General features: G+C 51.2%; 25 protein-coding genes. 2 read left to right on the forward strand and 23 right to left on the reverse strand.

The genetic code is table 11. From position 1 onward, the window contains the following. Window positions 1-3 precede the first annotated feature (3 nt). The 12 genes from HMPREF9469_RS21335 to HMPREF9469_RS21390 all read right to left on the reverse strand — a co-directional run bounded on the left by HMPREF9469_RS21335 (window position 4) and on the right by HMPREF9469_RS21390 (window position 12,519). Window positions 4-1,350, reverse strand: a complete 1,347-nt coding sequence (locus tag HMPREF9469_RS21335) for an MATE family efflux transporter (RefSeq protein ID WP_007866612.1) — start codon at window positions 1,348-1,350, stop codon at window positions 4-6. Further along, complete coding sequence (locus tag HMPREF9469_RS21340; protein ID WP_007866614.1) at window positions 1,332-2,168, reverse strand: ABC transporter ATP-binding protein; 837 nt, start codon at window positions 2,166-2,168, stop codon at window positions 1,332-1,334. The genes HMPREF9469_RS21335 and HMPREF9469_RS21340 overlap by 19 nt, the downstream gene beginning before the upstream one ends. Beyond that, window positions 2,165-2,998: an ABC transporter ATP-binding protein gene (locus HMPREF9469_RS21345; protein ID WP_007866616.1), complete on the reverse strand. Its 834-nt coding sequence runs from the start codon at window positions 2,996-2,998 to the stop codon at window positions 2,165-2,167. Before HMPREF9469_RS21345 ends, HMPREF9469_RS21340 begins: the two co-directional genes overlap by 4 nt. After that, on the reverse strand, window positions 2,995-3,819 hold the full coding sequence (opp1C, locus tag HMPREF9469_RS21350; protein WP_007866617.1) for a nickel/cobalt ABC transporter permease: 825 nt from the start codon (window positions 3,817-3,819) through the stop codon (window positions 2,995-2,997). Before opp1C ends, HMPREF9469_RS21345 begins: the two co-directional genes overlap by 4 nt. Window positions 3,820-3,821: 2 nt before the next feature. Continuing rightward, window positions 3,822-4,763 carry a nickel/cobalt ABC transporter permease gene (gene opp1B, locus HMPREF9469_RS21355; RefSeq protein ID WP_007866619.1) on the reverse strand — a complete coding sequence of 314 codons (942 nt, stop codon included), beginning with the start codon at window positions 4,761-4,763 and terminating at the stop codon, window positions 3,822-3,824. 77 nt (window positions 4,764-4,840) lie between these two features. Further along, window positions 4,841-6,535, reverse strand: a complete 1,695-nt coding sequence (nikA, locus tag HMPREF9469_RS21360) for a nickel ABC transporter substrate-binding protein (RefSeq protein WP_007866622.1) — start codon at window positions 6,533-6,535, stop codon at window positions 4,841-4,843. Between the two features lie 104 nt (window positions 6,536-6,639). Next, window positions 6,640-7,563, reverse strand: a complete 924-nt coding sequence (locus HMPREF9469_RS21365; RefSeq protein WP_007866624.1) for a LysR family transcriptional regulator — start codon at window positions 7,561-7,563, stop codon at window positions 6,640-6,642. A gap of 191 nt (window positions 7,564-7,754) precedes the next feature. Next, entirely contained in the window at window positions 7,755-8,741 is a 987-nt protein-coding gene (locus HMPREF9469_RS21370) for a DnaJ C-terminal domain-containing protein (protein WP_007866626.1), read from the reverse strand. A gap of 98 nt (window positions 8,742-8,839) precedes the next feature. Next, on the reverse strand, window positions 8,840-9,298 hold the full coding sequence (locus tag HMPREF9469_RS21375) for an Hsp20/alpha crystallin family protein (protein ID WP_007866629.1): 459 nt from the start codon (window positions 9,296-9,298) through the stop codon (window positions 8,840-8,842). Window positions 9,299-9,555: 257 nt separating this feature from the next. Next, entirely contained in the window at window positions 9,556-9,855 is a 300-nt protein-coding gene (locus tag HMPREF9469_RS21380) for a hypothetical protein (protein WP_147329408.1), read from the reverse strand. 480 nt (window positions 9,856-10,335) lie between these two features. Then, window positions 10,336-10,971 (reverse strand): zinc ribbon domain-containing protein, encoded by a 636-nt coding sequence (locus tag HMPREF9469_RS21385; RefSeq protein WP_007866631.1) that lies wholly within the window; start codon window positions 10,969-10,971, stop codon window positions 10,336-10,338. 96 nt (window positions 10,972-11,067) lie between these two features. Next, window positions 11,068-12,519 carry an alanine/glycine:cation symporter family protein gene (locus HMPREF9469_RS21390; protein ID WP_007866633.1) on the reverse strand — a complete coding sequence of 484 codons (1,452 nt, stop codon included), beginning with the start codon at window positions 12,517-12,519 and terminating at the stop codon, window positions 11,068-11,070. A gap of 221 nt (window positions 12,520-12,740) precedes the next feature. Between HMPREF9469_RS21390 and HMPREF9469_RS21395 the strand changes: the two genes are divergently transcribed. Next, window positions 12,741-13,724 carry a zinc dependent phospholipase C family protein gene (locus HMPREF9469_RS21395; protein ID WP_007866635.1) on the forward strand — a complete coding sequence of 328 codons (984 nt, stop codon included), beginning with the start codon at window positions 12,741-12,743 and terminating at the stop codon, window positions 13,722-13,724. A 135-nt stretch (window positions 13,725-13,859) separates the two neighbouring features. On the opposite strand, the gene HMPREF9469_RS21400 is transcribed toward HMPREF9469_RS21395, so the two are convergent. Both HMPREF9469_RS21400 and HMPREF9469_RS21405 read right to left on the reverse strand, forming a co-directional pair. Continuing rightward, a complete protein-coding gene (locus tag HMPREF9469_RS21400) occupies window positions 13,860-15,110 on the reverse strand; it encodes a ComEC/Rec2 family competence protein (RefSeq protein WP_007866637.1) in 1,251 nt (416 codons plus the stop codon). Between the two features lie 17 nt (window positions 15,111-15,127). Next, complete coding sequence (locus HMPREF9469_RS21405; protein WP_007866659.1) at window positions 15,128-15,673, reverse strand: hypothetical protein; 546 nt, start codon at window positions 15,671-15,673, stop codon at window positions 15,128-15,130. A gap of 186 nt (window positions 15,674-15,859) precedes the next feature. On the opposite strand from HMPREF9469_RS21405, the gene HMPREF9469_RS21410 reads away from it, so the two are divergent. Then, complete coding sequence (locus tag HMPREF9469_RS21410) at window positions 15,860-17,404, forward strand: BCCT family transporter (RefSeq protein WP_007866661.1); 1,545 nt, start codon at window positions 15,860-15,862, stop codon at window positions 17,402-17,404. Window positions 17,405-17,495: 91 nt separating this feature from the next. Here HMPREF9469_RS21410 and HMPREF9469_RS21415 read toward each other — a convergent pair whose 3' ends face one another. The 9 genes from HMPREF9469_RS21415 to rfbF form a co-directional block, all read right to left on the reverse strand. Further along, complete coding sequence (locus HMPREF9469_RS21415) at window positions 17,496-17,744, reverse strand: HPr family phosphocarrier protein (RefSeq protein WP_007866664.1); 249 nt, start codon at window positions 17,742-17,744, stop codon at window positions 17,496-17,498. Between the two features lie 243 nt (window positions 17,745-17,987). Further along, on the reverse strand, window positions 17,988-19,232 hold the full coding sequence (locus tag HMPREF9469_RS21420; protein ID WP_007866667.1) for a TolC family protein: 1,245 nt from the start codon (window positions 19,230-19,232) through the stop codon (window positions 17,988-17,990). A gap of 28 nt (window positions 19,233-19,260) precedes the next feature. Beyond that, window positions 19,261-20,487, reverse strand: a complete 1,227-nt coding sequence (locus HMPREF9469_RS21425) for a TolC family protein (protein WP_007866669.1) — start codon at window positions 20,485-20,487, stop codon at window positions 19,261-19,263. Next, window positions 20,484-21,143, reverse strand: a complete 660-nt coding sequence (locus HMPREF9469_RS21430; protein WP_007866672.1) for a TetR/AcrR family transcriptional regulator — start codon at window positions 21,141-21,143, stop codon at window positions 20,484-20,486. Before HMPREF9469_RS21430 ends, HMPREF9469_RS21425 begins: the two co-directional genes overlap by 4 nt. A 214-nt stretch (window positions 21,144-21,357) precedes the next feature. Further along, on the reverse strand, window positions 21,358-22,296 hold the full coding sequence (locus tag HMPREF9469_RS21435; RefSeq protein ID WP_007866674.1) for a glycosyltransferase family 2 protein: 939 nt from the start codon (window positions 22,294-22,296) through the stop codon (window positions 21,358-21,360). Window positions 22,297-22,352: 56 nt separating this feature from the next. Then, window positions 22,353-23,195: a LicD family protein gene (locus tag HMPREF9469_RS21440; RefSeq protein ID WP_007866676.1), complete on the reverse strand. Its 843-nt coding sequence runs from the start codon at window positions 23,193-23,195 to the stop codon at window positions 22,353-22,355. 19 nt (window positions 23,196-23,214) lie between these two features. Then, complete coding sequence (rfbH, locus tag HMPREF9469_RS21445) at window positions 23,215-24,567, reverse strand: lipopolysaccharide biosynthesis protein RfbH (protein ID WP_007866677.1); 1,353 nt, start codon at window positions 24,565-24,567, stop codon at window positions 23,215-23,217. An 18-nt stretch (window positions 24,568-24,585) separates the two neighbouring features. Next, complete coding sequence (rfbG, locus tag HMPREF9469_RS21450) at window positions 24,586-25,653, reverse strand: CDP-glucose 4,6-dehydratase (protein WP_007866679.1); 1,068 nt, start codon at window positions 25,651-25,653, stop codon at window positions 24,586-24,588. A 68-nt stretch (window positions 25,654-25,721) separates the two neighbouring features. Further along, window positions 25,722-26,498, reverse strand: a complete 777-nt coding sequence (rfbF, locus tag HMPREF9469_RS21455) for a glucose-1-phosphate cytidylyltransferase (RefSeq protein WP_007866682.1) — start codon at window positions 26,496-26,498, stop codon at window positions 25,722-25,724. Between the last annotated feature and the right edge of the window lie 8 nt (window positions 26,499-26,506).

Here is a 26,506-nt window from a genome sequence, read left to right on the forward strand (position 1 = left end):
AAATCAGCCGCAAAGATGGGTCCCTGGAAGACTCCGGGAACACACTTTCATCCACAGACTGTGTCTGTAAGCTGCCAGCCCCAGGCTTCTGCCCCCATAAAAGGTCAAGTACCCGATCCACAGCCCGTCATTGCCCCAGGCATATACTCCCAGCCAGCATACCGGCAGGCACAAAAGCAGTGACCACAGTGTGGACAGAAATATCGGTCTGGTTACACTGCTGCCCGTATATACCCCGTAAACTGCCAGGCCCGCCGCTGCCACCGGAGGGTAGAGTAAACAGTATATCCCGTACTTACGCGCCAGTTCCAGTATGTGGGGTATATCTGTAAATACCATAAACATGCGGCTGCCCAGCACAAAGCATGCTCCGCTCATCGCCGCTGCCGCCAGCCAGCCCCACTGCCATGTCTTCTTCAGGATCTCCCTGAACAGGGACTGTGACCGCTGCCCGACCGCCCTTCCCGCAAATACGCTGGAACCATTGGCAAGCCCCTCAAACAGGTACGCCTGTATGGAAGTGATCTGAAGCAGGATAGCGTTAACTGCCAGGATGTCCGTACCCAGTCTGGCTCCCAGGGCTGCAAATACATTATTGTGTATTACCAGGCAGATGGTGCGAAAGAGCAGGTCCCTGTTTTCCTGTACCATGCCTCTCACACCCCGGCGGTCCCAAAGTCCGCGGATATTTACGGTTCCAAACTTCCCATACCGGCACATGCAAAGCACGCCGCAAGAGCAGGTATAAACCTGGGATATGAGGGTGGCGGCGGCAACCCCCGTGATCCCTTTTCCCAGGATACATACAAACCAGTAATCCAGTGCCATATTTACAATGTTTCCGCTGATCTGCATAAACAGGGAAGCCTTCACACGGCTTTGACCCATGAGCCATCCCAGCATCACATAATTGGACATGACAAAGGGCGCTCCCCAAACCAGGATCCTGAAATACCCCTGCACATACCCTGCCACAGCTGCCTCCGGTCCGGTCATCCACAGATATCCACGGATGATGGGTTCCTGGAACACCAGGAAGGCCGCGGAGACCAAGAGCGCAGAGAAAAGAGGCAGGAAAAAGGTGCGTTTTTTCTCCCCGTCATCCCCTGTACCCTGAACCTGGGCGCTGTGGCCTGTGGTGCTGACTCTCAAAAAGCCAAAGAGCCAGTACAGGGTATTAAACAGGTTTGCGCCCAGAGATACCCCTGCAATGGCCGGAGCATCCCCCATCATGCCGATAACTGCCGTGTCCACTGCTCCCAGCAGGGGCTGCGTTACAGTGGAGACCATAAAGGGAATGGCCACTGCCAGATATTCCCTGTGTGTCAGTGTCAGACTGCTTTTTCCCATATGCGGCGTTCCTCTTCTTCCCTGGAAATGATCCCCCTGTCATCAAACTCCACAATGGAGTTCAGCAGTTTTTTGGCATAAGGATGCTCCACCTGGGAGATGCAGTCCACTTCCCGGACCTCAGCCACCCTTCCCTGATACAGAAACAGCACGTTGTGGCAAATATAGGTGACAGAAGTCAGATCATGGGTGATAAATACATAGGTTAAGTTCCGCTTTCGCTGGATCTCCTTTAACAGGTCCATGACCTGGACCTGGGTGTGGGCGTCCAGGGAACTGATGGCCTCGTCAAAAAGAATGATTCTGGGGTTCACGGCAATGGCCCTTGCAATGCAGACTCTCTGCAGCTGGCCTCCGCTGAGTTCATGGGGAAAACGGTCCCTGTACCCCATGTCCAGCCCCACCAGGTCCAGAAGATGTTCCAGCTCCCTTTCCATATCCATCTTGATTTTCTCTTTCTTTTCCCTGACTGTCAGGGATTCAGCGATCAGATCCCTGACTCTGAATCTTGGATTGGCCGATGTGGTGTAGTCCTGAAAAACCACACTCATCACGGTTTTATCCCTATTTTTCTTTCCGCCGTACAACCGGCTTCCATCCAGGTGCACGCTTCCCTTATCCGGCTTTAAAAGCCCGCACAGCACCCGGCCCAGCGTGCTCTTTCCGCTTCCGCTCTCGCCAAGAATCCCCAGGCACTCCCCCTCCTCCACATGAAAGGAAACGTCAAACAGCACCTGCTGACGCTCCGTACCGAATATCTTTTTCTGGTTCTCCCTGCGGAAACTTACATTGATGCCCTCTGCCTCGATCATATTCATATCAGATTCATCCTCCTTCCTGCCAGCGCCTCCCTGTACCTGGCCATGACAGCCCGCTTCTTTTCCACCAAAAGCCTGGTATAGGGATCCTGGGCATGTTCCATGATCTCCCGGAATGTCCCCCGGTCAGCCACTCTCCCCTGGTTCATCACCAGCACCTGGTCTGCTATCTCCGCTATAACTCCCAGGTCGTGGCTGATAAACACCATAGCTGTCCTGGCTTCCCCTTTTATCCTGACAAATTCCTTCATGATCTCATACTGGGTAATTGCATCAATAGCGGTTGTGGGTTCATCCGCAATAAGGATATCCGGCTCCATGGACATGGCAAGCCCGATCATAATGCGCTGAAGCATACCACCGCTTAACTGGTGGGGATATTTTTTCAGGACTTCCTCTGCTCCCCGTATCTGCATGGATCGTAAGACCTCAATAGAACGGGCGTGGATCTCTTCTTTCCCCATTTCAAAATGCTCCCCATATGTCTCCGCCATCTGATGACCGATGCGGTACAGAGGATCAAAGCAGGTCATGGGATTTTGCAGGATCATGGCGATCCGCCTGCCCCGGATCCGTCTTAATCCCTCCCTGCCTGTCCGGATCAGGTCTTCCCCCTGGTACACCGCCTCGCCACGGACAGAAAAGCTCTGGTCCAAAAGCCCCATGACGGCCTTTAGACTCATGCTTTTTCCGCTCCCCGATTCTCCCAGGATCCCAAGGCATTTTCCCGTATATACGTCAAAATCCACTCCCCGTATAATCTCCTGCACACGCTTTTTATAATGAAACGCCACATGCAGGTTCCTTACTGACAACACCGGCTCTGTCAACTTAACACCTCCTTTGGGTCAAGGGCATCCCTGAGGGCATCACCCAACAGATTAAATGCGGCAACCACCACCACAATGGCAACCCCCGGGGCGATCATCTGCACCGGATTGGTGGTCATCACGTTTTTTGCCTCGTTTAACATGGCTCCCCACTCAGGTGTGGGCGCCTGCACCCCCAGCCCCAGAAAGGACAGGGTGGAAATATTCAGGATGGCCCAGCCGATATCCAGGGTAGCCAGAACCGCCATCTCAGAGGCAATGCTTGGAAGCAAATGCCTGGTCAGTATAAATGTCTCTCCGCTGCCAATGCACCGGGAATACAACACAAAGTTCCTGTCTCTGTATTTCATTACATTGGTCCGTATCATGCGGGCATACCAGGCCCATTTGATCAGCACATTGGCCATGATCACATTGCGGACATCGATCCCCAGCAGGGCCACCACGGCGAAGACCATGATCTGACTGGGAAATGACATCATTACATCCACGGCACGCATGATAACCTCCTCCACCGGTCCCCGGAAATATCCGGCCAGAAGCCCCATGATGGTCCCCAGTCCAATGGTTCCCACCATGGTCACCAGTGACAGAAACAGCGTGGGGCGGATTCCATATATCATCCTGGAGAGGATACACCGGCCCAACTGGTCTGTGCCCAGGGGAAACTGACGGCTGCCGCCTGCAAACTTATTCAGGATATCATTTTCATAAGGATCATTGGGCGCGATCCAGGGGGCAAATATCCCTGTCAGCGCCACCATGAGCAGGATAACGATCATCACAACCGCCATTTTATTTTGGAACAGCCTTTTCCACATACTCAGGACACCTCCCTTCTAAGCCTTGGATCCGCGATACACTGGATAATGTCAAAAAGCAGATTGAATACCACAAACAATGTTCCGATCAAAAGTACATATGTCTGGATAACAGGGTAATCCCGGTTAAAGATGGAATTAATGCATAGCTTGCCAAGACCCGGCCAGGCAAATACGTTTTCCACCACAATGGTCCCCGCCATCAGCTGGGGGATACTCATGCCAATAGCCACAATACAGGTGTGGAGAGAGTTTTTCAGGATGTGTCTCACCAGGATGGATCTTCGGCGCAGCCCCCTGACATTGGCATAAAGCACATAATCCTCCTTCATATTCTCCAGCATGTTGTTGCGTATGAGCCGGATGTACGTGGATATGTAAGTAAGAGATACGGTAAAGGAAGGCAGGATCAGATGTTTCCATCCCCCGTTTCCGCTGGTGGGCAGCAGGTCCAGCTTGATGCTGATGAACCAGATCAGCAAAAGCCCGATCCAATACGCAGGCATGGCAGTGGTCATAAACACGATCCCCCGCACTACCCGGTCAAACCAGCTGTTCTTGTAAACAGCGCAGAAAAATCCAATGGGAAGACTCAGTAAGATCACAAAGACCAGGGATGTAAATGCCAGCACTGCGGTGGCAGGCAGGCATCTTTCAATCTCTCCCAGAACGGTTCTGGACGGGTTGGTGTAGCTGACCCCAAAGTCCAGGCGCAGACAGTCCATTACCCAGCGGCCGTACCGCACCAGATAAGGATCATTCAGCCCAAGTTCCTCCCGGACCTGCTCAATGGCCTCCTCTGAAATGATAGGTGTCTGGCGCACCCGCAGGGCAACCTCTGCCGGGTCAGACGGGATCATATTGATAAAGACAAAACATAAAAATGAGATGCAGACGAGAAGCGGGACCGCGGATAGGACCCGCTTAACAATATACGTTTTCATATACCCTCCTTTTCCTAAAAAAGCATGCCGCCCGGTCATCCCGCGGCAGGCATGCTCATGTGCTTCAGACAATCACCTTACTCAAAATACATGCTGGTAAAGGGTACCTCATACTGGGTCTGGGTAAATCCGACTCCCTTAAGGGCCGAAGTGGAAATGGCCTTGTTGCACTCATAGGTGAGAGGGATATAGACCGCATCCTCATGAAGCCTTGTAAGCACAAAGGTGTAAAGTTCCTGCCGTTTGGCCTCGTCCGTGGACACCAGGATATTGGTGATGGCCTGGTCGATCTCCTTTTTATCCTCCAGACCCAGCTGGGCCGCATAGTCTCCGTACACAGGCTGCCTCATGGCTGCCAGGGAGGACTGAGGGTCATAGGGCGTTCCCCAGCAGATATTAAATACCATGTCAAAATTACCGGCCTTCATATTATCCCTGTAGGACTGCTCCTCCTCGCCCTTGATATCCAGCTTGATCCCCAGCTTCCCGTACTCGGACTGGAGATACTCGGCAATGGTCTTTTCCGTCACACTGTCGCTGTTGTACAAAAGGGACATGGCCATGGTCTGTCCGTCTTTTTCCCTTAGGCCGCCGCTGCCCATGGTCCATCCGGCTTCCTCCAGCATGGACTCTGCCAAAGCCGTGTCGTATCCATAGGGTTTGAGGTCTATGTCACAGTAGGGCACCGTGGACGCAAACAGGGTGTCTGCCGGCTTTTCCAGCCCATAGAACACTCCATCGGATATGGCCTGGCGGTTTGTAGCGTGCTGCAGCGCCTGGCGCACGGCCTTATCCCGCAAAACCCCGTTGGCAGTGTTCAGCACGATCTGACGGGTGGAGGTGGGGTCTGACAGCGCCACCTGAAATTCTTCACTGTCCAGGTACTTGTTCACCGCATCCGCATCGATCATGTTCTTTCCAAAGATCAGGTCGATCTCCCCTTTCTCCAGGGCAAGGACACGGGTCTGGTTGTCCGGGATCACCTTCACTGTGATCTTCCGGATCCGGGGCTGCCGGCCCCAGTAATTTTCATTGGCTTCAAAAACAGCATACTCATCTGTCACAAAATCCGTCAGCACATAGGGTCCTGTTCCGATGTAAGCGTCAACACCGTCCTTGGTGCTTCCCTCTTTCATGGCATTGGGAGAGATCATGGCAAAGGGGCGTGTAACGCCCAGCTCCGTAAGCATGGGGTAATAGGGCTGGGAGAGTTCAATCACAAAGGTCTCATCATCAGGGGCCGAAACATCCACCAGAAGATTCATCATCTCCAGCCATGTATGGCGGTCCTTGTTCTCTATGATGGCGTCAAAATTGGCTTTTATGGCATTGGCATCACAAACCTGTCCATCGGAAAATGTCACTCCCTGGCGGATCTTAAATGTATATATCCTGCCGTCCCCGCTGATCTCCCAGCTTTCTGCCAGACACGGCTCGTAGCCGTCTTCCGTGATATTTACAAGAGTCTCATAAAGCATTTCCTGGGCATACATTTCACCCGCATACAGATGAGGGTTCAGATCCCGGATATCCCGGTAATTGACAAACACCAACTCATCCCTTGCTCCCATTTCATTACCTGCGCCGGAACCTTCCTCATCTGCCCGGGTACCGGAACCTTCCTTATCATCGCCCGCCGGGGCTGTTACGGAGCTTTCCGCTTTGTCATCCCCAGCCGATTTACCGGCCGTGCCCGAGCCGGATGCCGAGCAGCCGACAACAGATGCGGCCAGAACGCCTGCAAGGCACAGACTCCAAATTCTTTTTTTCATCATGTTCCTCCTCAATTAGATTTCAGAGGATACTATACCATAGTTAGTCAAGACTTACTAATGCCAAATTGAGAGGGGTTGGTTATCAGGATTTGTTATATCCATCATTTCTGCTCTCCGTCCAACGCCTGTTTCAGGGCATCGATATAACGTTTTGCTTCATCAGACAGATTTCTTCCCGCCAGGGTCACGTACCCGATGGACAAAAAGGGTTCGCAATGTTTTACCTTCAGTGCTTTGATATCATATTTTCCATAATCCCCTGATACAAAATCCACTCCCATACAGCAGACATCAGTGTGCAGCAGCAGGTTATTGATCATGTAATCACTGTTTGTGGAGAAAACATTGTTCATATGCTCTATCATGACCGCTCCCACGCTCACCCTCTCAATGTGATGCTCCATTGCAAAAAAGTCATCTGTCTCCTCCACAAATTTCAGTCCCCGCAATTCGGAAAAATCCACTGACTCCCTTTCGTACAGCGGATGGTACTTTCCCACATAAATACAGATTCCCCTGTTGTCCAGCGGAAAAAATTCCAGCTTTTTATGCCCGATAATATGCCGGAAACACTGCATCTGTGCATTTGCCAGGTATACGATCCCAATCTCGGAAATATGGTTTGCCACATCATCCGTGATCTCCTCCACCGTGCCCTCCCGGTACTCATAATGAAGTTCGGACCTTTCCCCGTTTCCTTTATACAATTCCACCAGCAGCTTTGTCAAAAGGCTGCTCTGGTACCCGGACACTCCGAACTTGGCAGCCCCCTGGCTGGCTGCCAGGGACCGTATGATATGGGAATGCCTCAGAATATGTACGGCATTCCTGTAAAGCATTTCCCCCTGCTCCGTCATACGGATCCCCTTGTTGCTCCTGACCAGCAAGCTGGTCTTCAGTTCCCGCTCCAGGCAGTGAATAACCCTGCTGACATTGGGCTGCGTGGTGTAGAGCTGCTCTGCGGCCCGGTTCAGGCTGCCGTGATCCACTGCTGCCACAAAGTATTCCAATTGCTTGATTTCCATATCCTCTCCTCCATGGGTAAACAAGGCCATAACAATAAAGCCGTTCAATCAAAAGCCATATAATAGAAGCCATACAATAAAAATTGCCACACGATAAAAGCAGCCCCATGTTAGCATGGGCAAACCCCGTGTGGCAAGTATTTCCAGCGATAATTTTTATCATCATGGAGGAGAACTCCGATTTGTTTCGCTCAGGCCGCCAATATGCCGGAAAGTTCCCTTAATTTTTGTTTGGCTTCCTCTGTCAGTTTTTTCGGCGCCCGGATCTCCACGGTCACGTACTGGTCGCCGTAAACAGACGGATTCCCCATGGACACGATCCCCTTTCCTTTTAACCGGATCTTGCTGCCCGGCTGGGTACCTTCTTTTATCTTGCATACAACATCCCCATAAAGAGTGGGAATGGTTGCCTCACCTCCCAGGACCGCTGTGGTAAATGGGATCCTGACCGTGGTGTACACATCCTGGCCTTCCCTGCGAAATCCCGGTTTGTCTTTTACCCTGACCGTGAGCAGCAGGTCCCCTGGCTCTGCGCCTTGTGTTCCCGGATTCCCCCTGCCCTTTAGGCGTATGGTTTTCCCGGATGCAATGCCTGCCGGGATATTGACTTCCAGGACTGTCATTTCCAGCCCGCTGCCCTGCAGCTGAACGCGCTCCTTGCCGCCAAAAGCAGCTTTATCAAAACTGATCTCTATCTCAGCCTTCAGATCTGAACCTTTCCTGTTAGAATCATGGCCAAACAGGCTTTTTAGAATATCGTCCATGTCCTCCCCGCCCTCAAAATGATACTCCTGAAAGCCTCCCCCCGGCCTGGTGTAAGAGCCGCTCCGGAAACCATTCTGGAAACCGCCCTGGAACCCATTTTGGAAACCACCCTGAAAACCATTCCGGAAGCCGCCCTGAAATCCTCCCTGGAAGCCACTGTCACGGGCGCCTTGATATTCCCCTGCGCTTGCGTCAAAAGCAGCGTGACCAAACCGGTCATACAGTTTCCTCTTTTCCTCATCTCCCAGTACGTCATAAGCCTCATTAACTTCCTTAAAACGTTCTGCGGCCTGTGCATTCCCTTCATTGCTGTCCGGATGGTATTTTTTTGCCAGCTTTCTGAATGCTTTTTTGATTGCCTGCGCATCCGCATGTTTGTCAATGCCCAAAATCTCATAGTAGTCTCTTTTCATTCTCCTCACTTCCCTTCTGATCTTGGCTCTACATGAAAGGAGAGGTCAGACTGGCTGACCCCTCACTGTCCCAATGATGCTTTAATCGTGCTCCATCATTATTCTATGGTAATATATTTCTTCTCTTCCACCGCAGGCTTTGCCTCCTTTTTCGGCACAAAGAGTTTCAGGATTCCGTGTTTGAACTCACCCTTTATGTCAGCTTCCGTGAGGTTCTCCCCCACATAGAAGGAACGCTCACAGGCCCCTGCATAGCGCTCCCTGCGGATGTACCTTCCTGTCTTCTTCTCCTGCTCATCCTGGTCAAACCCCTTGGACGCACTGATGGTCAGCGTGCCGTCCTTCAGGGAAACCTTTACCTCATTCTTAGCAAAGCCCGGCAGGTCCATCTCCAGCTCATAGCCGGAATCAGTCTCTTTGATATCGGTCTTCATCAGGTTTTTGCCCCGATGGCCATACAGCTTCCTTTCCAATTTCTTCTGCTCTTTATCATCAAAGAATGGAACATCAAAAAAGTCGTCAAATAAGTTTTCTCCAAAAATACTAGGCATTAACATAAGTCATCTCTCCTTTTTTTATATGCTTGTGTACCTTGTTTCTTTGGACTGGGAATCCGGATCTGTGGGAGTAGAACCCATTATTTCAGCCTTCCCTTCTGATCCCTTTTCCTTTGTTCTGGCTACGTTATACCACTTATTGTTAGCACTGTCAATAGGTGAGTGCTAATTTCACAAATACTTCACAACTTCATACTTTTTTGTCCCTTTCATTCTCCTCTTATCCCCAAACAACCGGCTCCATAAGTATACTTTCCCTAAAATCCCACTCCCTCTGAAACCACTACATCGGCGGATGTAAATCCCCCTCCCGCCCCCATACCGGCGCCAACGTCCGTCATTTGGCCCGCATACGGGTCTAGGCTGCCGCACAGCCGGTCCAATGCCTGATCCTTCCTGTCCCGCCTGATGCCCAGGATCCAGTATGCGTCTGAAATCCCCTCCCGGACCAGATTATGATCCGCCCTCTTTCTGGCAGAACGCATTTTCTTTATCTCCAGCTTGACGGCTCTGACCTTTCTCTCTTTCCCGGCTCTTTTTGCCTTCTTTTCCCTCACATCCATTATCTCTTCCATACCCCGGTACAAACATTGTCCCCCGCTCCACACCCACAACCATACCCCTTTCCGGCGGTCCCCACCGCCCGCGTCCATGTTCTTGATTAAGATCATATCACGCAGGCAAAATGCAGTCAAATCCCCTTTCGCAGGCAGGTTCAAAAACAGTAACAATGGCATGGGGCCGCTGTGGAAACCGGCTCATTCACACAATGTTCATATTTCATTCAAAAACCTTTTACACAATCAACATTTTTTCTTCATCTTTGCCGTATATACTTTAACCATAGACAGAGAGATACAAAGCTGTCACATAAAAAACGCTTACAAGATTTTTTTCATAATACTCGAGCTGATAAGAAATTATCAGCTCTCCTCCCTTTTAATAATACTTTTTCAAAAAACGTATCATCCGCGGATGATACGTTTTTTACGTTTGGGAGGATCAGACCTCCCATCATTTTTCAGTTCCCATTCCTGTCAAAACAATATGATCTTGAACAGCCCCAGAAGAAAGAGCAGGATGACTCCGGCCAGAATCACTTTCATTGCCATATCCTGTTCCGTAACCCAGCCCCACAGTCCCCGGCCGCCATCTTCCTCCGAATCCGCCCAATCATCATTGGAAACATTTTTGGATGCGCCCATTGAGGTGTTCCTTGAAGTCTTCTTTGAAGTGTCCCTTGACATGTCCCTTGGAGCATCCTGCGGCTCCTCCATAGGCATATCCAGAAATACCACCGGGGCCTCCTCGTCCTTTTTGGTCTCCTGGGCGGCACTTTTTAGGGCCTCCCGGGCTGTTTTCCAGTTACTTTTATCCACATAATAATTTGTATAAGGTACGATTTCCACAATCCCCTCTTTATAGCGGTTGGTAGGCACGGTATTTTGGCCTTTCTCCACATAATAGGGTATGTTCCTCTCTTTTAACGCCTCCTCCAGATATACGGTGTCCACCTTATGCCCATTGGACAGGAGCACCGGGTCCCTCACCATCTGAAAGGACGCCTCAAAATCTGATGCAACATCGATCAGCTGCTTCCCACATTCCTCACACACAATTGCATCCGGCGGAAATTTCTTTCTGCATTTCGGACAAATCCGTCTTGTTTCCATTGCTGTTCCTTTCCGGGTCCGGCCGTTGCCGAACCGCAGCCTGTCTATGGTACGATATTTCCTGTAGGCTAATTATAGCCGTATCAACCGTTATTTTCAAGGGGTTGTTTTCCCTCCCGCGGCTCTCCTTCCCAATCCTCCGCGAAATCCCTCAGGCAGCGTCACTTCCCTGGACAAAAACAGCAGGGCGGTCAGGTTGGGAAATGCCATTAGTCCGTTCCATATATCCGACAGCATCCAGACCACATCCAGACGTGCCTCGCTGCCCAGGAACACTGCCCCCAGAAACAGCAGGGGATAGACTCTTGCCGCAAATTTACGGCCCGCATATTCCCCCAGCCCTGTCCTGCTGACAAAATATGCCGCCGCCTGTTTCCCCAGATAAAACCAAGCCATAATGGTGGCAAAGGCAAACACCACCATGGAACCGCTGACCAGATACTCTCCCACAAGTCCCAGTCGCCCGCTGAAGCACCAGGCCGCCAGGGCCGCTCCCTGATAAGGCACGGTTTCCGGCGCCGAGTCCGTCATGCACAGGATCACCAGGGCGGTAAGGGTGCAGAGGATCACCGTGTCAAAAAACACCTCAAACATGGCCCACATCCCCTGCTCATGGGGCGTGGTATTCTCCGCCGGCCCATGGAGCACTGCCAGGGTTCCCAGGCCTGCCTCATTGGAGAACACACCCCGGGATATTCCATACCGGATGCTGCGGCTCACCACATAGCCGGCGCCGCCGCCCGCCGCCGCTTCCGGACAGAATGCCGAGGAAACCATGGACGCCAGGGCTGCCGGTATCCTGTCAAAGCAGGAAAATATCACGATCAGGGAAAATATGATATAAATGCCTGAGGCGGCAGGCATCAGCTTTTCCGCCACATTTCCGATCCTGCTGATGCCTCCGCATATGACCAGCGTCAGGATCCCTGTAAACACCAGCCCTCCGGCCAGGGCAGGGACCTGCCACGTGTATTCCATGGTGCTGATGGCAGAATTGGCCTGGACCATGCTGCCCATCCCCAGGGAACACATAAGGCAGAGAAAGCTGTAGAGCACTCCCATCCCCTTGATCCCAAGGCCCCGCTCCATGTACACAAAGGGACCGCACACATAATGGCCCTCACTGTCCTTATAACGGTACCGTATACCCAGCATGGTCTCCACATAAGCTGTTATCATGCCGATCAGGGCCGATATCCACATCCAGAACAGGGCTCCCGGCCCGCCTGCGGTCAGGGCCGTGGCCACTCCCGCTATATTGCCCGTGCCAACAGTGGCCGCCAGGGCCGTGCACACGGACTGGAACTGGCTGATTCCCTTTTTGGCCTCCCCATGTCCCTTCCCGGCATGGTCCGATTCCTGCTGTCCCCCTGTTTCTGATGCCTTGCCTGACAGGATACGGCCAGCCGTATGGCTCCACCAGTATAAAAAACCCCTTATCTGGAAAAAATGACATTTAACAGTAAAATAAATACCAACCCCCAGAAATATGACAAGGGTCCATGGCCCCCATACCATCTGGTGTATCCGCTCCAGCCATTTCATCATATTAATAATATACCGTCCACTATGAGTTCTTATTAAATGTCTTATTCCCCAAATATGCTTGCTATGACAATTCCAGGAATTTTCTTGTGGTTGTACCTCGCAATTTAAGGTGGTTTATGATAAAATAATTGTAACAGTTCAGGAGTGCGCCAAACCGCTCCCTATACCTGGGATACCCTTGTCCACTGAGGGTGAGAATGATTGAGAAAAGAGGTATGCCGATGCCAGGTTTTACAACCCACTACATTTTAGGCATGAAAGCATACAATGATATGCCGCAGAACAATCTGAAGTTTATCATTGCCAAATACCGGTGGCTTTACCAGCTGGGACTGCAGGGACCGGATATGTTCTTCTACAACCTGCCCATCCTGCGCCACCGCGACCACCGCAATGTAGGTTCCTATATGCATGAGCATCATGTGAATGACTTTTTCCGCTGCTGTTTCCTGCAGCTTTCCAGGATTGATTCCAGGCAGCAGAGGGAAGAGGGACTGGCCTATATGTGCGGCTTTATCTGCCATTATATCGGAGATTCCATCTGCCATCCATATGTGTACGGGCGCATAGAGTATGATGTCCACCACCCTGGTTCCTATTACCACGGTCTTCATGCCAAGCTGGAGAATGATATTGACGCCCTTCTTCTTCAAAAGTATAAAAGGAAAAAGCCGTCCCAGTTTAATCAGGCCGCTACCATCTGCCTGAATGGCATGGAAACCCAGTTTATTTCCCGCTTCCTGTCAGACTGTATCAATGAGGCGTTCTATCCCCTCAGCTACAAGAACCGGTATCAGGTGACAGCACCCATGATCCACCGTTCCATACTGGCCCTGCGCTTTGGATGCAGGACCCTGTCGGACCCCAACAGCCGCAAGAAGGATAAGATCGAGTTCTTTGAATCCATTTTCCTGAAGAATCCCGTGGCCTCCAGCAAGCTGGTCACCGATATAGTGGAGAATCCGGCCTGGAGTCTGAACCTGCACCATGAGACCTGGTGTAACCCCTGGGATAAGCGGATCGCCTCCAAATCCTCCTTCCCGGACCTGTTTAAGCAGTCCCTGGGAAAGCTGAGCACGGTTTTTTACATGATCAATTCCATGCTGGATACGGGACAGCCCCTGCGGACATCTACACTGGAGATGCTGCTCTCCGAACTGGGAAACTATTCCTATCACAGCGGTCTTCCGTGTGTGGATGACTAAAGCGTGTTTGAAACTTTTCCCGCATATGTAACTGTTCAGGACATCCGATGTGATGATAAAAATGATGATAAAAAGTACGGTCTCCCCGGAGCGCTTCTGGGAAAACCGTACTTTTTTATTAATCAGGCAAAGCCTCTATTCGATCACCTGGTCTCCGTCTTTGATACAGTAGGAGGTCTTGATGCCCAGACGGACCATCCAGTTCTTTGTCTCCTGGGTGAGCCACGGGCCGCTTCCCGCGCCGCCTCCATTGTCATTATCCCACAGCCACTGAGGTGTGGGCCAAAGGGCAACGCTGGGCCTTAAAGCCTTGTACACTTCATAGTCCACTCCGTTCTGCCCGTGATGGGCCAGCTGGACAATGTCGCACTTCAGCGCGCTCAGATCGTGGTCCGCCATGAGCTGGGCTCCTCCGGCCCTTGCCAGATCTCCCAGGAACACTGCATTGGTCCCGTTCAGGGAAACCAGATATGCCACGCTGCTGTTATTTACAAAATCACTGGTTGTCTTATATGCCTTGTTCAGCACCTGGATCTTGGCCGGACCTGCGTTAATGACCTGGCCTGACACGATGTCGCCGTGAAGTGTGCCCTGGGGCACAAGGGCAAACGCTCCCTTGAGGTAGGATACCATGTTGGCTACCTCCTGGTCCTTCTCGGCATACCAGCTGTCCTCATGGAATGAGTAATAGATCCCGTCAATGGTTATCTCGCCGTTGTGTTTGTAAAGGATATCCGCAAGGGCGCCGGCATGGTCTGAGTCAGGATGGGTGATCAGCCAGGCCTGAACATGGCCGCCCTTTTGTTTGATCTGCTCCAGCAAAAAATCGGCATTGTCGGTCCATCCGCCGTCCACAACGATCAGACCGCCCTCTCCTGTCTCAATAATAACCGACAAAAGCTGGGCCGATGTATTGTGGTTGGCGTACATGGTAAGGCGTCCCGCCCCAAACAGAGAGGACGCATCCGTCTTAGGAGTGGATACCTCACCGAACTGTGCGATCTGTGCCTTTGTCTGAATCACAGGCTGGTCTGAAGCCGCTGCCTGCGAAGAACCGGCAGACGCATCTGCGGCCTGCCCTGTGGTCTGGCCCGCCGCCTGGCCTGCTGTCTGTGACTGTTCTGCTGCCTGTGACTGTTCTGCTGCCTGGCCTCCTGACTGTGCGGGCTGGATCACTGCCGCTGCCTGGTTGGACTGTGCGGACTGGCTGTTATCCTGGTCATCCTTTATGATAATCTTATCAGGCGAGGTGAGGGCCTGTCCCTGGGCCTTAAACGGCTGTGAATCAGTCATTGCAAAGCTGTTCATGCTGCTCCCCGCAGTCATGAGCAGCATCATGGCCAGCAGTCCTGCCGCCGCCTGTTTCCAGTATCTGTCAATTCGCATTCCCATAATCTCCTTAATTAATTCTGGGCCACCAGCGCTCTCTGCTCTCCGGCCTTCACGGTATCATTTACCAGATAAGTGTCTGTCTCGCCCTCTTTATCATAGAAGAATACCTGCACCAGGACGTCATGGTCATCAAAGTAGCTTCCATAGTATGTCCCGTCCGTATCTTCCTCTTCCGGAGCTTCATAATAAAAATTCTGGGTGGAGACCGAGGTGCCCACTTCCTTTAACACGGTCTGGGCAAACACAGTGGCGATTTCCCCTGTCGTCTTATGGCTTACAGGAAGAAGCAGGGTAACCAGGCCGCTGTCCTTATCATATCTCACATCCATGTCCATAACATAATCTGCAAATTCCCCGTATGGCTCCAGGAACTTGTCCCTTAGATCCTCCCTTACTTCTGTCCAGTCAATGTCAATGTCTTTTCTTACTTCCAGATCAGGCTGTCCGTCTCCTTCCACCAGTCCGCTGCTGGGTGATACGATATTACTCTGTGTACAGCCGCAGAGCATGGCCACTAAAGCCACTAATATCAATGATAATTTTCCAAATTTTCTCATGATATAAAAACCTCCTTTTTGTCAACGGTACTATTATAACGAAGTTTACTGTAATTTAACAGTCCTTTTTTCTTACAAAATTATTGTTATTTTTCCAAATTCCGCTTGCTTTTTCCAGGGACTGATGATAATATGTTCAATATAAATCTTAATTTTATTTTTTTGAACACTAAAGGAGGACATAGAATGAAACCGGAAGCAAACATCCCACAGGAACAGACCTTGACGAAGCGCCTGGACTGGATCACCACCATCATACCTTTTATCTGTATTGTCACATTATGTTTCCTTTTTATGGCATTTCCCTCAGGATCCACCTCCATACTGGAATCCGTCCGCTTTTTCCTGGGCGACCAGCTGGGGAGTTACTATCTGATCATTGGGCTGGGAGCTTTGATCTGCTCCTTTTACATGGCATTTTCCAGATACGGGAAAATAAAGCTGGGTAACCTGGAAAAGCCGCAGTATTCCTCCTTTCAGTGGGGCTCCATGATGTTCACCGCCGGCCTGGCCGCTGACATCCTGTTTTACTCACTCTGTGAATGGATGCTGTACGCAAACGAATCCCACATCCTGGACATGGGTTCACAGCAGGACTGGGCCTCCACCTATCCATTATTCCACTGGGGTCCCATACCGTGGAGCTTTTACCTGATACTGGCTGTTGCCTTTGGATTCATGATCCATGTGCGCAAACGGAGCAAGCAGAAATATTCCGAAGCCTGCAGGGCCCTTCTTGGAAAAAGGGTGGACGGCATCTGGGGGAAGATCATTGATCTGACAGCCGTGTTCGCGCTGCTGGCAGGAACCGCAACCACCTTTTCCCTTGCAACCCCTCTTCTGTCCATGGCCTTAAGCCGTGTGTTCGGAATTGCTGAAAGCAACCTTCTCACCATTGGCATCCTTGTGATCATCTGTATCGTATACACCATGGCAGTATACTTTGGGATGCAGGGCGTGGCAAAACTGGCTGCATCCTGCGTGTACCTGTTCTTTGCCCTGCTGGCCTACTTCCTTTTCTTTGGCGGGGAAACCCGTTACATCATTGAGACGGGGATCACTGCGGTGGGAAACATGGCACAGAACTTCATCGGCATGGCCACCTGGACCGATGCCCTGCGCACCACCTCGTTTCCCCAGACATGGACGATCTTCTACTGGGCATACTGGATGGTCTGGTGTGTTGCCACCCCATTCTTTATCGGGACCATCAGCAAGGGAAGGACCATACGCCAGACCGTGCTGGGAGGATATTGTTTCGGGCTGTCCGGAACCTTTACCTCTTTTATCATTCTGGGCAACTATTCCCTGGGACTTCAGATGCACGGAAAGCTGGACCTGATGGCGTTCTATGAGCAGACCGGCGACCTGTATCAGACGATCATCGCCGTATTTGAAACCATGCCCCTGGCAAAAGCAGGACTGGTCCTGCTGGCCATTACCATGATCGCATTCTACGCAACCTCCTTTGACGCCCTGACCATGGTTGCCAGCTCCTACTCCTATAAGGCCCTTGGCGCTGACGAGGATCCGGACAAATCCGTAAAGCTGTTCTGGGCCATCATGCTGATGCTCCTGCCCATTGCCCTGATCTTTGCGCAGAATTCCATGGCCAACCTGCAGACGGTTTCCATTATAGCTGCATTTCCCATTGGTTTTATCATTGTATTGATCGTGTGGAGTTTCTTTAAAGACGCCAGGCATTACCTGGACCATGAAAAGCATACCTGAGAATGATCACAAAAAGATACAGCAAAACGAGGGCCGCCCTTACAGCCCTCGTTTAGTGTCTACATCGCATAGTTGCTACGCTCCTTGTCCCTTATTTATCCTCCCAAAGAATACTCTGTATTCTGTCTTCGGCTTCCAGCTCATCGCTTCCCTTAAAGTAAAAAGTCAGAAAACCGGTCATTCTGAAGTTCTTTACCTCATCGTACCGCTTAATGTTGGCCGTGGTTTTATCGCTAGTAACATAGATGTCACAGTCAAATTGATTTGCTGTCTGAATTAAATAGGAGATGGGAATGGGTCTGAATATCCTCTCCTTACTGTCAACCTGTCTCGTTAACATAGAATCACCTCAATTCAAGAACAAAACCAACTACTTGTTACCACTCTCCTCTGGATAATTATTCATGCCCCTATATAGAAAGAATAACATTTTTTTCCTTTAATTGCAAGGGATAAGCTTCATAACCTGTTGTTTTTTTGTAAAATATTAATAAAATAAAGTCATAAAATCCCCCGTTTTACCGTTACCTTTGACAATAGGCAAATTTTATGGTAAAAACAGGGGATTATTGTAACCAGATATCTACTCAGCGTCTACAGTCAGACCGGCCACTGCCCAGTTGTAGTCCTGCATGGCCTGCTGAAGATTCAGGTCCGCGCTTCTGTACGCGGCCCTGGCCTGCAGGTATTGAAACTCCTGCTGCATGAAGCCGATCTTGCTCAGGCTTCCGTTGCCGTGCTGGATCTGGGCCGCCTGCCAGGTATTCTGAGCCGCCTGCCATGCTGTGGAGGCGGAATCAAAGGTCACCTTTTTCTCCAGTATGGTATCATACAGGGTCTGGATATTGGAGCGCACGGAATCTTCATTGTATTCCACGCTGCGCATCTTGTTCCTGGCCTGGGTGGTGGACTTCGTCATCACCTTTTCGATCTGGCTCATGTCTCCTCCCTGGGTCCCTCTGAGGGAGATCAGGGAATAATTGTTGTTTACTGCCTTTTCCTTATCCGCATTTACATCAATGGATGCAATGGCCGCCACGTCAGCTGAAGGCACGGTCCCGATCACAGGGTCCCCCTCCGGTCCCCATCCCGTAAACTGGCACAGGGTCTTCTTAAGGCTGGCCGCCTGGGTATCCAGGGCTTCCAGCTGGGATTTGGCAGATGTAAGGCTGGCTGCCGCGCTGATCACGTCCGCATCCACCGCAAGGCCCTGGGCCTGCATGGTCTGCTGTATGCTCTTTGCCGTCTCTGCGATCTCCACGCCTTTTGCAGCCGCATCCCGGTTGACCATAAGCTGCTCATAACCGTTCATGGCCAGCTGAAGGCTGTACACGATCTGGTTTACCTGGCGCTGAAGGGACTTCATTCCCTTGCTGTCGTCCCTTGTGGAGGTTCCTATGCTCATCCCCATGGACTGGGCCACACGCCGGTACTGCTTTGCATAACCGCGGTTGGTATATACCTTCTCCATCTCATCCTGGATATTCTCTGCCTCCACCTGGCCGCTCTTTACGGCATCCTCTATATCGTCCGCTGCTTCCTCCATCTCCCGTGCGGCTTCAAACATGGTGCTGCTGATATCCGCCATTTCCTTTGTGTAGGTGTTGGTGGCGGCATCGTATCCCTTTTTTATGGGTTCATAATAGTTCTTGATCAGGTCTTCCAGTTCATCATAATCCATCTGATTATCCTGCAGTCTTGCATAGGCTTCTGTAAACTCCGCATCCGGAGCCGGCGCCGGGAGCGCCAGGGCTGTAAACGGGCCGGAAGCAGATAATATCAGAGCCATGGAAGCGCCAAGTAAATACCTGCTGTATATCTTCATCATAATTGTCACCCTTTCCTGCTTCCTGATATTAGAATGTAAGTCCCTTTTTGATCCAGTCATATTTTTCCATGGCCAGCATGAGCTGCATTTTTCCGGTTTCAACATCATTCTTGGCAGATGTGTAGGCGTTCTGCTGCTGGACCAGTTCCAGTGAGCTTATATTTCCCGTGGCAGCCTTGGCAGATGCCGCATTCATGTTCACTGTCTCCAGCTGGAACTTTATATTTGCTGCATCCAGGGCATCTCTGGCATCCAGCACCGTATTGTACTGGGTCTTAAGGCTGTTGTATACCTTGTTCCTGGCATCCTCCAGGGTCGCGTTTGTGGAAGCGATCAGGTCCTCGGACCTCAGGTTCTGTATTTTACGCTCATTATATTTCACATCATAATTATTGGCAACAGCCTGTTCCCTGTCCGCCTCCGGATTCATGGCCGCGATCCGGTTCAGGTCCGGCGCCGGTATGGACCGGATCTCAGGCTGGGAATCCGCTCCCCATCCCAGCATCATGCAAAGATTGCGGTGTACGTTGTCCGTTGACTTCTGGGCCGACAAAATGCTGGCATCAATGTCCTGGACACTCTTAAGGGCTGTTAGCACATCGGTCTCAGTGGCCATTCCCGCATTCCTGCGCGCAACGGTTGCCTCGTAGGAAGCCTGGGCCAGCGCCCTGCTGGCGTTAAGGTTCTCCATGGTATAGGCGGACTGTTCATAGGTTGCCATCAGCTGCTGGGCCTGGAACACAAGGTTGGCTTCTGTCTGGTCATACGTTATCTTATACATATCCGCGTCCATATAGTTCTGGTCCGCCACCTTGGCCAGGGAATTGCCTGCAAAATCCAGCTGGGCTGCCTGCATCCTGCCATTATAGGAATCCGTATCCGTGTTGCTGGCATCATCCCACAGATCCCTGGCATCATCCAGAAGCTGTTCATTGATGTCGGTAAGATTCTGCTTTTTCTGGTCGCTGAGCGTGGAACGGTTGCTGCGCACCGTGGGGTTATACTCGTGTATCAGATCCGCCAGTTCGCCGTATTCCATTACATTGTCCCTTAGGCTGGCCCACTTGTCGGCAGAATAGGCAAACTCCGGGCTGATGTCCTTGGTGATGTCCGGGGCGGGCGGTTCCGCAACCGCGTAGTTCTCATCCGGCTTGCTTGCAAGGGTGGCAAATGCTGTCATGGGCATGGATCCGGCAATGGCGGTTGCTGCCAATAAGACAGCTGCCCGGTGTCCGTATTTTTTCATATTTCTCATCTTGATTCTCCTCTTTGTCCGTGTTGCAATGTGGTAATATTACAGATTCCCTTTTCCAGGATCTGCATTTCTTTTCTGGTCACTGTAAGAAGCTGCTCTTTATCCACAACATTTTTATAATACTGGGTAACGGCCTTGATGGTAATAAGCATGAGCATCTCCACCAGATATGCCAGATTCTCTTCATCAATGGGGTAATGATCCCTGTCAATGCGCTCATAAATATTCTTAATGAACGTCCTGTAGGCTTCATCCTCAAGCATGAAGCCACTGATCCCAAACAAATGGTTCTGGTTGACCAGGCTCAGGTCGGAAAGCATGTTCCTGTACATGCGGTATCCCAGGCCGTCCTCTCCCTGCTCCATCACTGCCTCCAAAAGCTGCACCGCTGCTGCAAACGGGTTCCCCCCTGATTCCTTCAGGGTCCTGAACACCTTTGCCTGGCAACTCTCCCTGAACCCACGCAGCATATACTGCATAAGGTCATCCTTATCCTCAAAATATGTATAAAAGCTTCCCCTGGAGATATCGGCTTCCTTGATGATCTGGTTAATGGATGCAGAAGAATAGGGTACTCTGGAGAACTCATGGACAGCTGCTTCCAGTATGGCCTGCTTCTTTTCTTCCTTTAGTTTCAAAAAACGCTGTGTAGGCATTAAGCCAGCCTCCTTGCTATCATTGGTATCCTCATATTCCCTTAAAATGACACAATGTCATTGTGACATATTGTCACGTAGCCAATTATAAACACTTATGCCAGGTATTGTCAAGAAAGGAAGCATTAAATTTCCATAAACTTAAACAATATATCCTGCCAAAGAACCAAATTAAAAAAGAGGAACCTGAACATGTCAAGCCCCCTTCATATGATCACTTCCCGATCTCCTCAAAATTTTCCGTCCTGTCAACAATGTAGATCGGCCTGTCTTTAAGCTCTGTAAACAGAATGGCAATGTATTCCCCGATAATGCCAATGATCACAAACATCATGGCAAACATAAAACAGATCAGCACCACGATGGTGGCGTAACCGCTGGGCGCCCCCCTGCGCGTAAACAGCGTATAAATCATAACCAGCAGCCCCAGCAGGGCTGAGAATATCCCCGCATAGATTCCCAGCTTCAACGGCATATTGGAAAAACATAAAATCGTATTAATGGAGAAAACAAACAGCTTTTTGATGCTGTATTTGCTCTCCCCCGCCACCCTGGCCCTGGCCTCATATTCTATTGTAGTCTTTTTAAAGCCTACATTCTGCACATAGCCCCGCAAAAAACGCACCTTTTCACGGTAGTTTTCCTTCAGGACCTGGGCAACGTGACGGCTGATGGCAAAGAAGTCAGAGGCATTGGCCTCAAAATGTACGTCTGAAATATGATTGATCAGCCAGTAAAAACCGGAAGATGTTATGTTCTTTACAAGACCCGCGGTCTTATTTCTGGTGCGGACCATGTTGATAACTTCATATCCCCTCTCAAAGCATTCCAGAATCCCGGGAATACATTCCGGAGGGTGCTGAAGGTCCGCGTCCATACATATGATGCCATCCCCCCTGCTGTAATCCAGTCCGGCGATCATGGCGGCCTCGTGGCCGAAATTTCTGGAAAAGCTGACCACCTTTACGTTACTGTCTCCTGCAGCAAGGCGTTCCAGTATGGATAAACTCTGATCCCCGCTTCCGTCATTTACAAAAATCAGTTCATACTCCCACGCAATCCCCTTTAGTACCCCCGTTGCTTCTCTGTAAAAATCTTCCAATGCCTTTTCTTCGTTGTAGACTGAGACCACAACCGATAACAATCTGTCCATGAACTATGTCTTAAGTCCTTTCTTCATTCAGAGCCGGAGCAATTTTCAAACTCACTCTAATCAAACACCTCAATCTCCATGCTGGAGTGGGCGGGAACCCGTTGCTCCTCAGGAGGCAACTGCATGTAATCCCCATACAGAAGGGTCAGGACCTCATGCCAGCCCTTTGGTATCATCAGCTGTGTATCCTCAAACGGGGCGTCCTCCACATTGTCGCACCAGTCCTGGTCCACGGTCACGTACAGGAAATCCGGCTGGTAGTTGCTGTAGTAGCGCAGTCTGCCCTTGCTTTTCCTGTCCTTTAATGCAAGGGCCCTCTGCATGGAGAAAATAGCCTTCATAGGGACGCACCGGCCCACACCGGCCAGGATACCCACAAATATCTTATTGGCCAGACTGTACTTTTTAAAATCCAGCTCATACCTGTGTCCCATGGCCATTCCGTATACCGCCATGTGCAGTAATTTTGTAATGGAAGCCCCCATCCTGCCGGCAGGCAGCCTGTCTATGACAAACAGGTCCACCCACAGGTGGTTCAGCTTTCCCTCATAGAACCGCATTTGCGGGCTGTCTTCATGACACCTGCTGTTCTTATAGATGATCCGTGCCGTAAAATCATAGAATCCCTTCCCATTCCGAAAGCTGTCGGGCTCCACAAGCTCCAGACCTTGGGGAAGTTCCCTTTTTACCACCTTCATAAACGCATCGTACTGGTTTCTGGTAAATGCCACATCCGCGTCATCATCCCAAGGTATGAACCCCTTGTGGCGGACCGCACCGATCAGTGTTCCTGCATCCAGCATGTATTTGATATTGTATTTGCGGCAGATCCTGTCTATCTCTTTCAGGATCGTCAGATTGGCCTGATGGACCCGGCTCATATCATAATCTGATTTCATCTTACCGTACTCCTTTTCACTATGCGCCCACTGCCTCACGGATGGTCTTTGCCATATGATCGATCATCTCATCCGTCATTCCCGGATACACGCCCACCCAGAAGGTATCTGACATGATCCTGTCCGTATTGGCCAGCTCACCCACGATCCTGTATCCCGTGCCTGTGCTTCTCATCTCATCAAAACATGGGTGTTTAGTCAGGTTGCCTGCAAAGAGCATCCTGGTCTGGACGCCTTTTCCTTCCACATACCGCACTACCTGGTTCCGGTCCACTCCCTCCCGGCATGTGATCAGGAAGCCGAACCAGCTGGGCTCAGAGTGAGGCGCTGCCTCGGGCAGGATCAGTTTGTCCTCCAGCCCCTTAAGGCCTGCCTTCAGGCGCGCAAAATTATGACGGCGGCGCTCCACAAAGGATGGGAACTTTTCAATCTGGGCGCATCCGATAGACGCCTGCATGTCGGTGGCCTTCAGATTGTATCCAAGATGGGAATACACATATTTGTGGTCATATCCCAGGGGCAGCTCGCCGAACTGTTTGTCGAACCTGTGCCCGCACATATTGTCCCGGCCCGATGGACACACACAGTCCCGCCCCCAATCGCGGAAGGAGCGGATGATCTTGTTGAGAAGGGGATTGTCCGTGTATACGGCTCCGCCCTCTCCCATAGTCATATGGTGTGGAGGATAGAAGCTGGAGGTCCCGATGTCTCCGATGGTCCCGGTAAATCTGGTCTGCTCCTTTCCCTCCGCCTCCACGGTATACCGGCTGCCCAGCGCATCGCAGTTGTCCTCCACCAGCCACAGGTTATGGCGCTCACAGAAGGACTTCACTGCCCTCAGGTCAAAGGGATTGCCCAGGGTATGGGCGATCATCACCGCCTTTGTCCTGTCTGAGAATGCCTCCTCCAGCTTAGTTACATCTATATTATACTGGGGAATGGTCACGTCCACAAATACGGGGACAGCCCCATACTGAAGTACGGGAGCTACGGTTGTGGGGAAGCCGCAGGCCACCGTGATGACCTCATCCCCTCTTTTGACCCTGCGTTCGCCCAGCAGCGGGGATGTCAGGGTCATAAATGCAACCAGGTTGGCGGAAGAGCCGGAATTTACCAGGGAGCAGAACCTGATCCCCAGATAGTCCGCCAGCTTCTTTTCAAATTCATCCGTAAACCGGCCGGACGTAAGCCAGAATTCCAGGGCGCTGTCCACCAGGTTCACCATCTCATGGTAGTCATAGACGCGGGATGCATAGGGAATCCTGTCACCCTCCTTAAACGGGCCTTTCTTATTATGGAAGGTACTGCAGTATTCCTCCACCATGGCAAGGATCTGTTCTCTTGCCTCCGCTTCTGTTTTATGATCAAACATAGTTCAAAATCTCCTCTCTCAATTCTCCCGGGTAAAAAACTCCCGTATCTGTCTGTCCATGACCTCCAGCATCTCCTCGCCCTCCAAATATGCCCTGGACCACTCCACGGTCTTTGCAATGGCTTCCTCCACCCCGTATCTGGGCTGCCAGCCAAATACCGACTTGATCCTGGAACAGTCCAGCTTCAGGAAACCGGCCTCATGGGGGCCTCCGTCATAGCGGTCGATCCACTTGATCCCCTGTCCCCATACGCGGCAGAACATATCCACCAGATGTCCGGTTGTCACGCAGTCCTTGTCATCAGGGCCCACATTATAGTATCCCTGATAACGCCGGTCTTCATACTGCTTCATGGCAATGGTGAGGTAAACCGCCAGGGGCTCCAGCACCAGCTGGTACGGCCTTGTGGAGTGGGGGTTGCGAACAATGATATCCTTGCCGGCAGCAGCGGCTCTCACACAGTCCGGTATGATCCGGTCATTGGCAAAATCACCGCCTCCGATCACATTACCGGCCCTTGAAGTAGAGACAGCACAGCGTCCCTGGGACAGGAAGGATTTCTGGTAACTGTGGGTCACCAGCTCCGAGCATGACTTGCTGTTGGAATAGGGGTCAAATCCATCCAGGGGATCATTTTCCCTGTATCCATACTCCCACTCCTTATTCTCATACACCTTATCCGTGGTCACATTAAGGAACGAGCGCACGCTCTCTGTAAGCCGCACGCACTCCATCACATGGACGGTTCCCATCACATTGGTCTCATAGGTATACACCGGATCCTTATAGGAATCCCGCACAATCGGCTGGGCGGCCAGATGGAACACGATCTCAGGCTCCACCTGTTCAAACACATCCCGCAAATGCTTCAGGTCCCTCACATCCCCGGTCACGCTCTCCATGGTATCCTCAAGACCTGCGATCTCAAACAGGCTGGGATCCGTGGGCGGTTCAAGGGCATACCCCGTCACCTTCGCCCCCGCCAATGTGAGTATCCTGGAAAGCCAGGCCCCCTTAAACCCGGTATGGCCTGTCACCAGCACCCGTTTATCTTTATAAAACTTTGTCAATTCTTCCATGGTCATGATTCCAACGCCTCCCTGCAATCAATCATTCTCCAACTGCCGGCAGCTCCGCAGCCGCACAGCTTTTCTCAATCTTTCCAAATCTTCCAGGGAGCTTTACCGGACTGCCACAATTCCTCCAGTTTCTTCATCTCACGCTGGGTGTCCATGCACTGCCAGAACCCGCTGTGGTAAAAGGATTTAAGCTGCCCCTCAGCTGCCAGCCTCTGCATGGGCTCCTTCTCGAACACAGTGGAATCCCCCTCCAGATAATCAAAGATACCGGGTTCCATCACCATGAAACCGCCGTTGATCAGGGCGCCGTCATTGTCCTCCTTTTCCCGGAAGGACATAATGGTGTTGTCCTCATCAATATCCAGCACCCCCTTCATCTGCCCGATGTTCACGGTGGTGATGGTTGCCGTCCTGCCATGGGACTTGTGGAACTGCACCAGTTTGTCCAGGTCCACTGTGGATACCCCATCGCCGTAGGTGAGCATAAACGGCTCATTCCCAATATACGGCTGGATCCGCTTCACACGCCCTCCGGTCATGGTGTTAAGCCCTGTGTCCACCAGGGTCACCTTCCATGGCTCGGAATAGTTGTTGTGCACCTCCATCTTGTTATTGGCAAGGTCAAAGGTCACATCTGATGTGTGAAGGAAATAATCCGCAAAAAATTCCTTGACCACGTACTGCTTATATCCAAGGCAGATAACAAAATCATGGAATCCGTATTCGGAGTAGTACTTCATAATATGCCACATAATGGGCTTTCCGCCGATTTCAATCATGGGCTTTGGTTTCAGATGACTCTCCTCGCTGATCCTTGTGCCAAGTCCGCCTGCTAAAATTACAACCTTCATTCTTTTCC

This window comes from [Clostridium] citroniae WAL-17108, assembly GCF_000233455.1.
Taxonomy (GTDB): Bacteria; Bacillota; Clostridia; order Lachnospirales; family Lachnospiraceae; genus Enterocloster; species Enterocloster citroniae.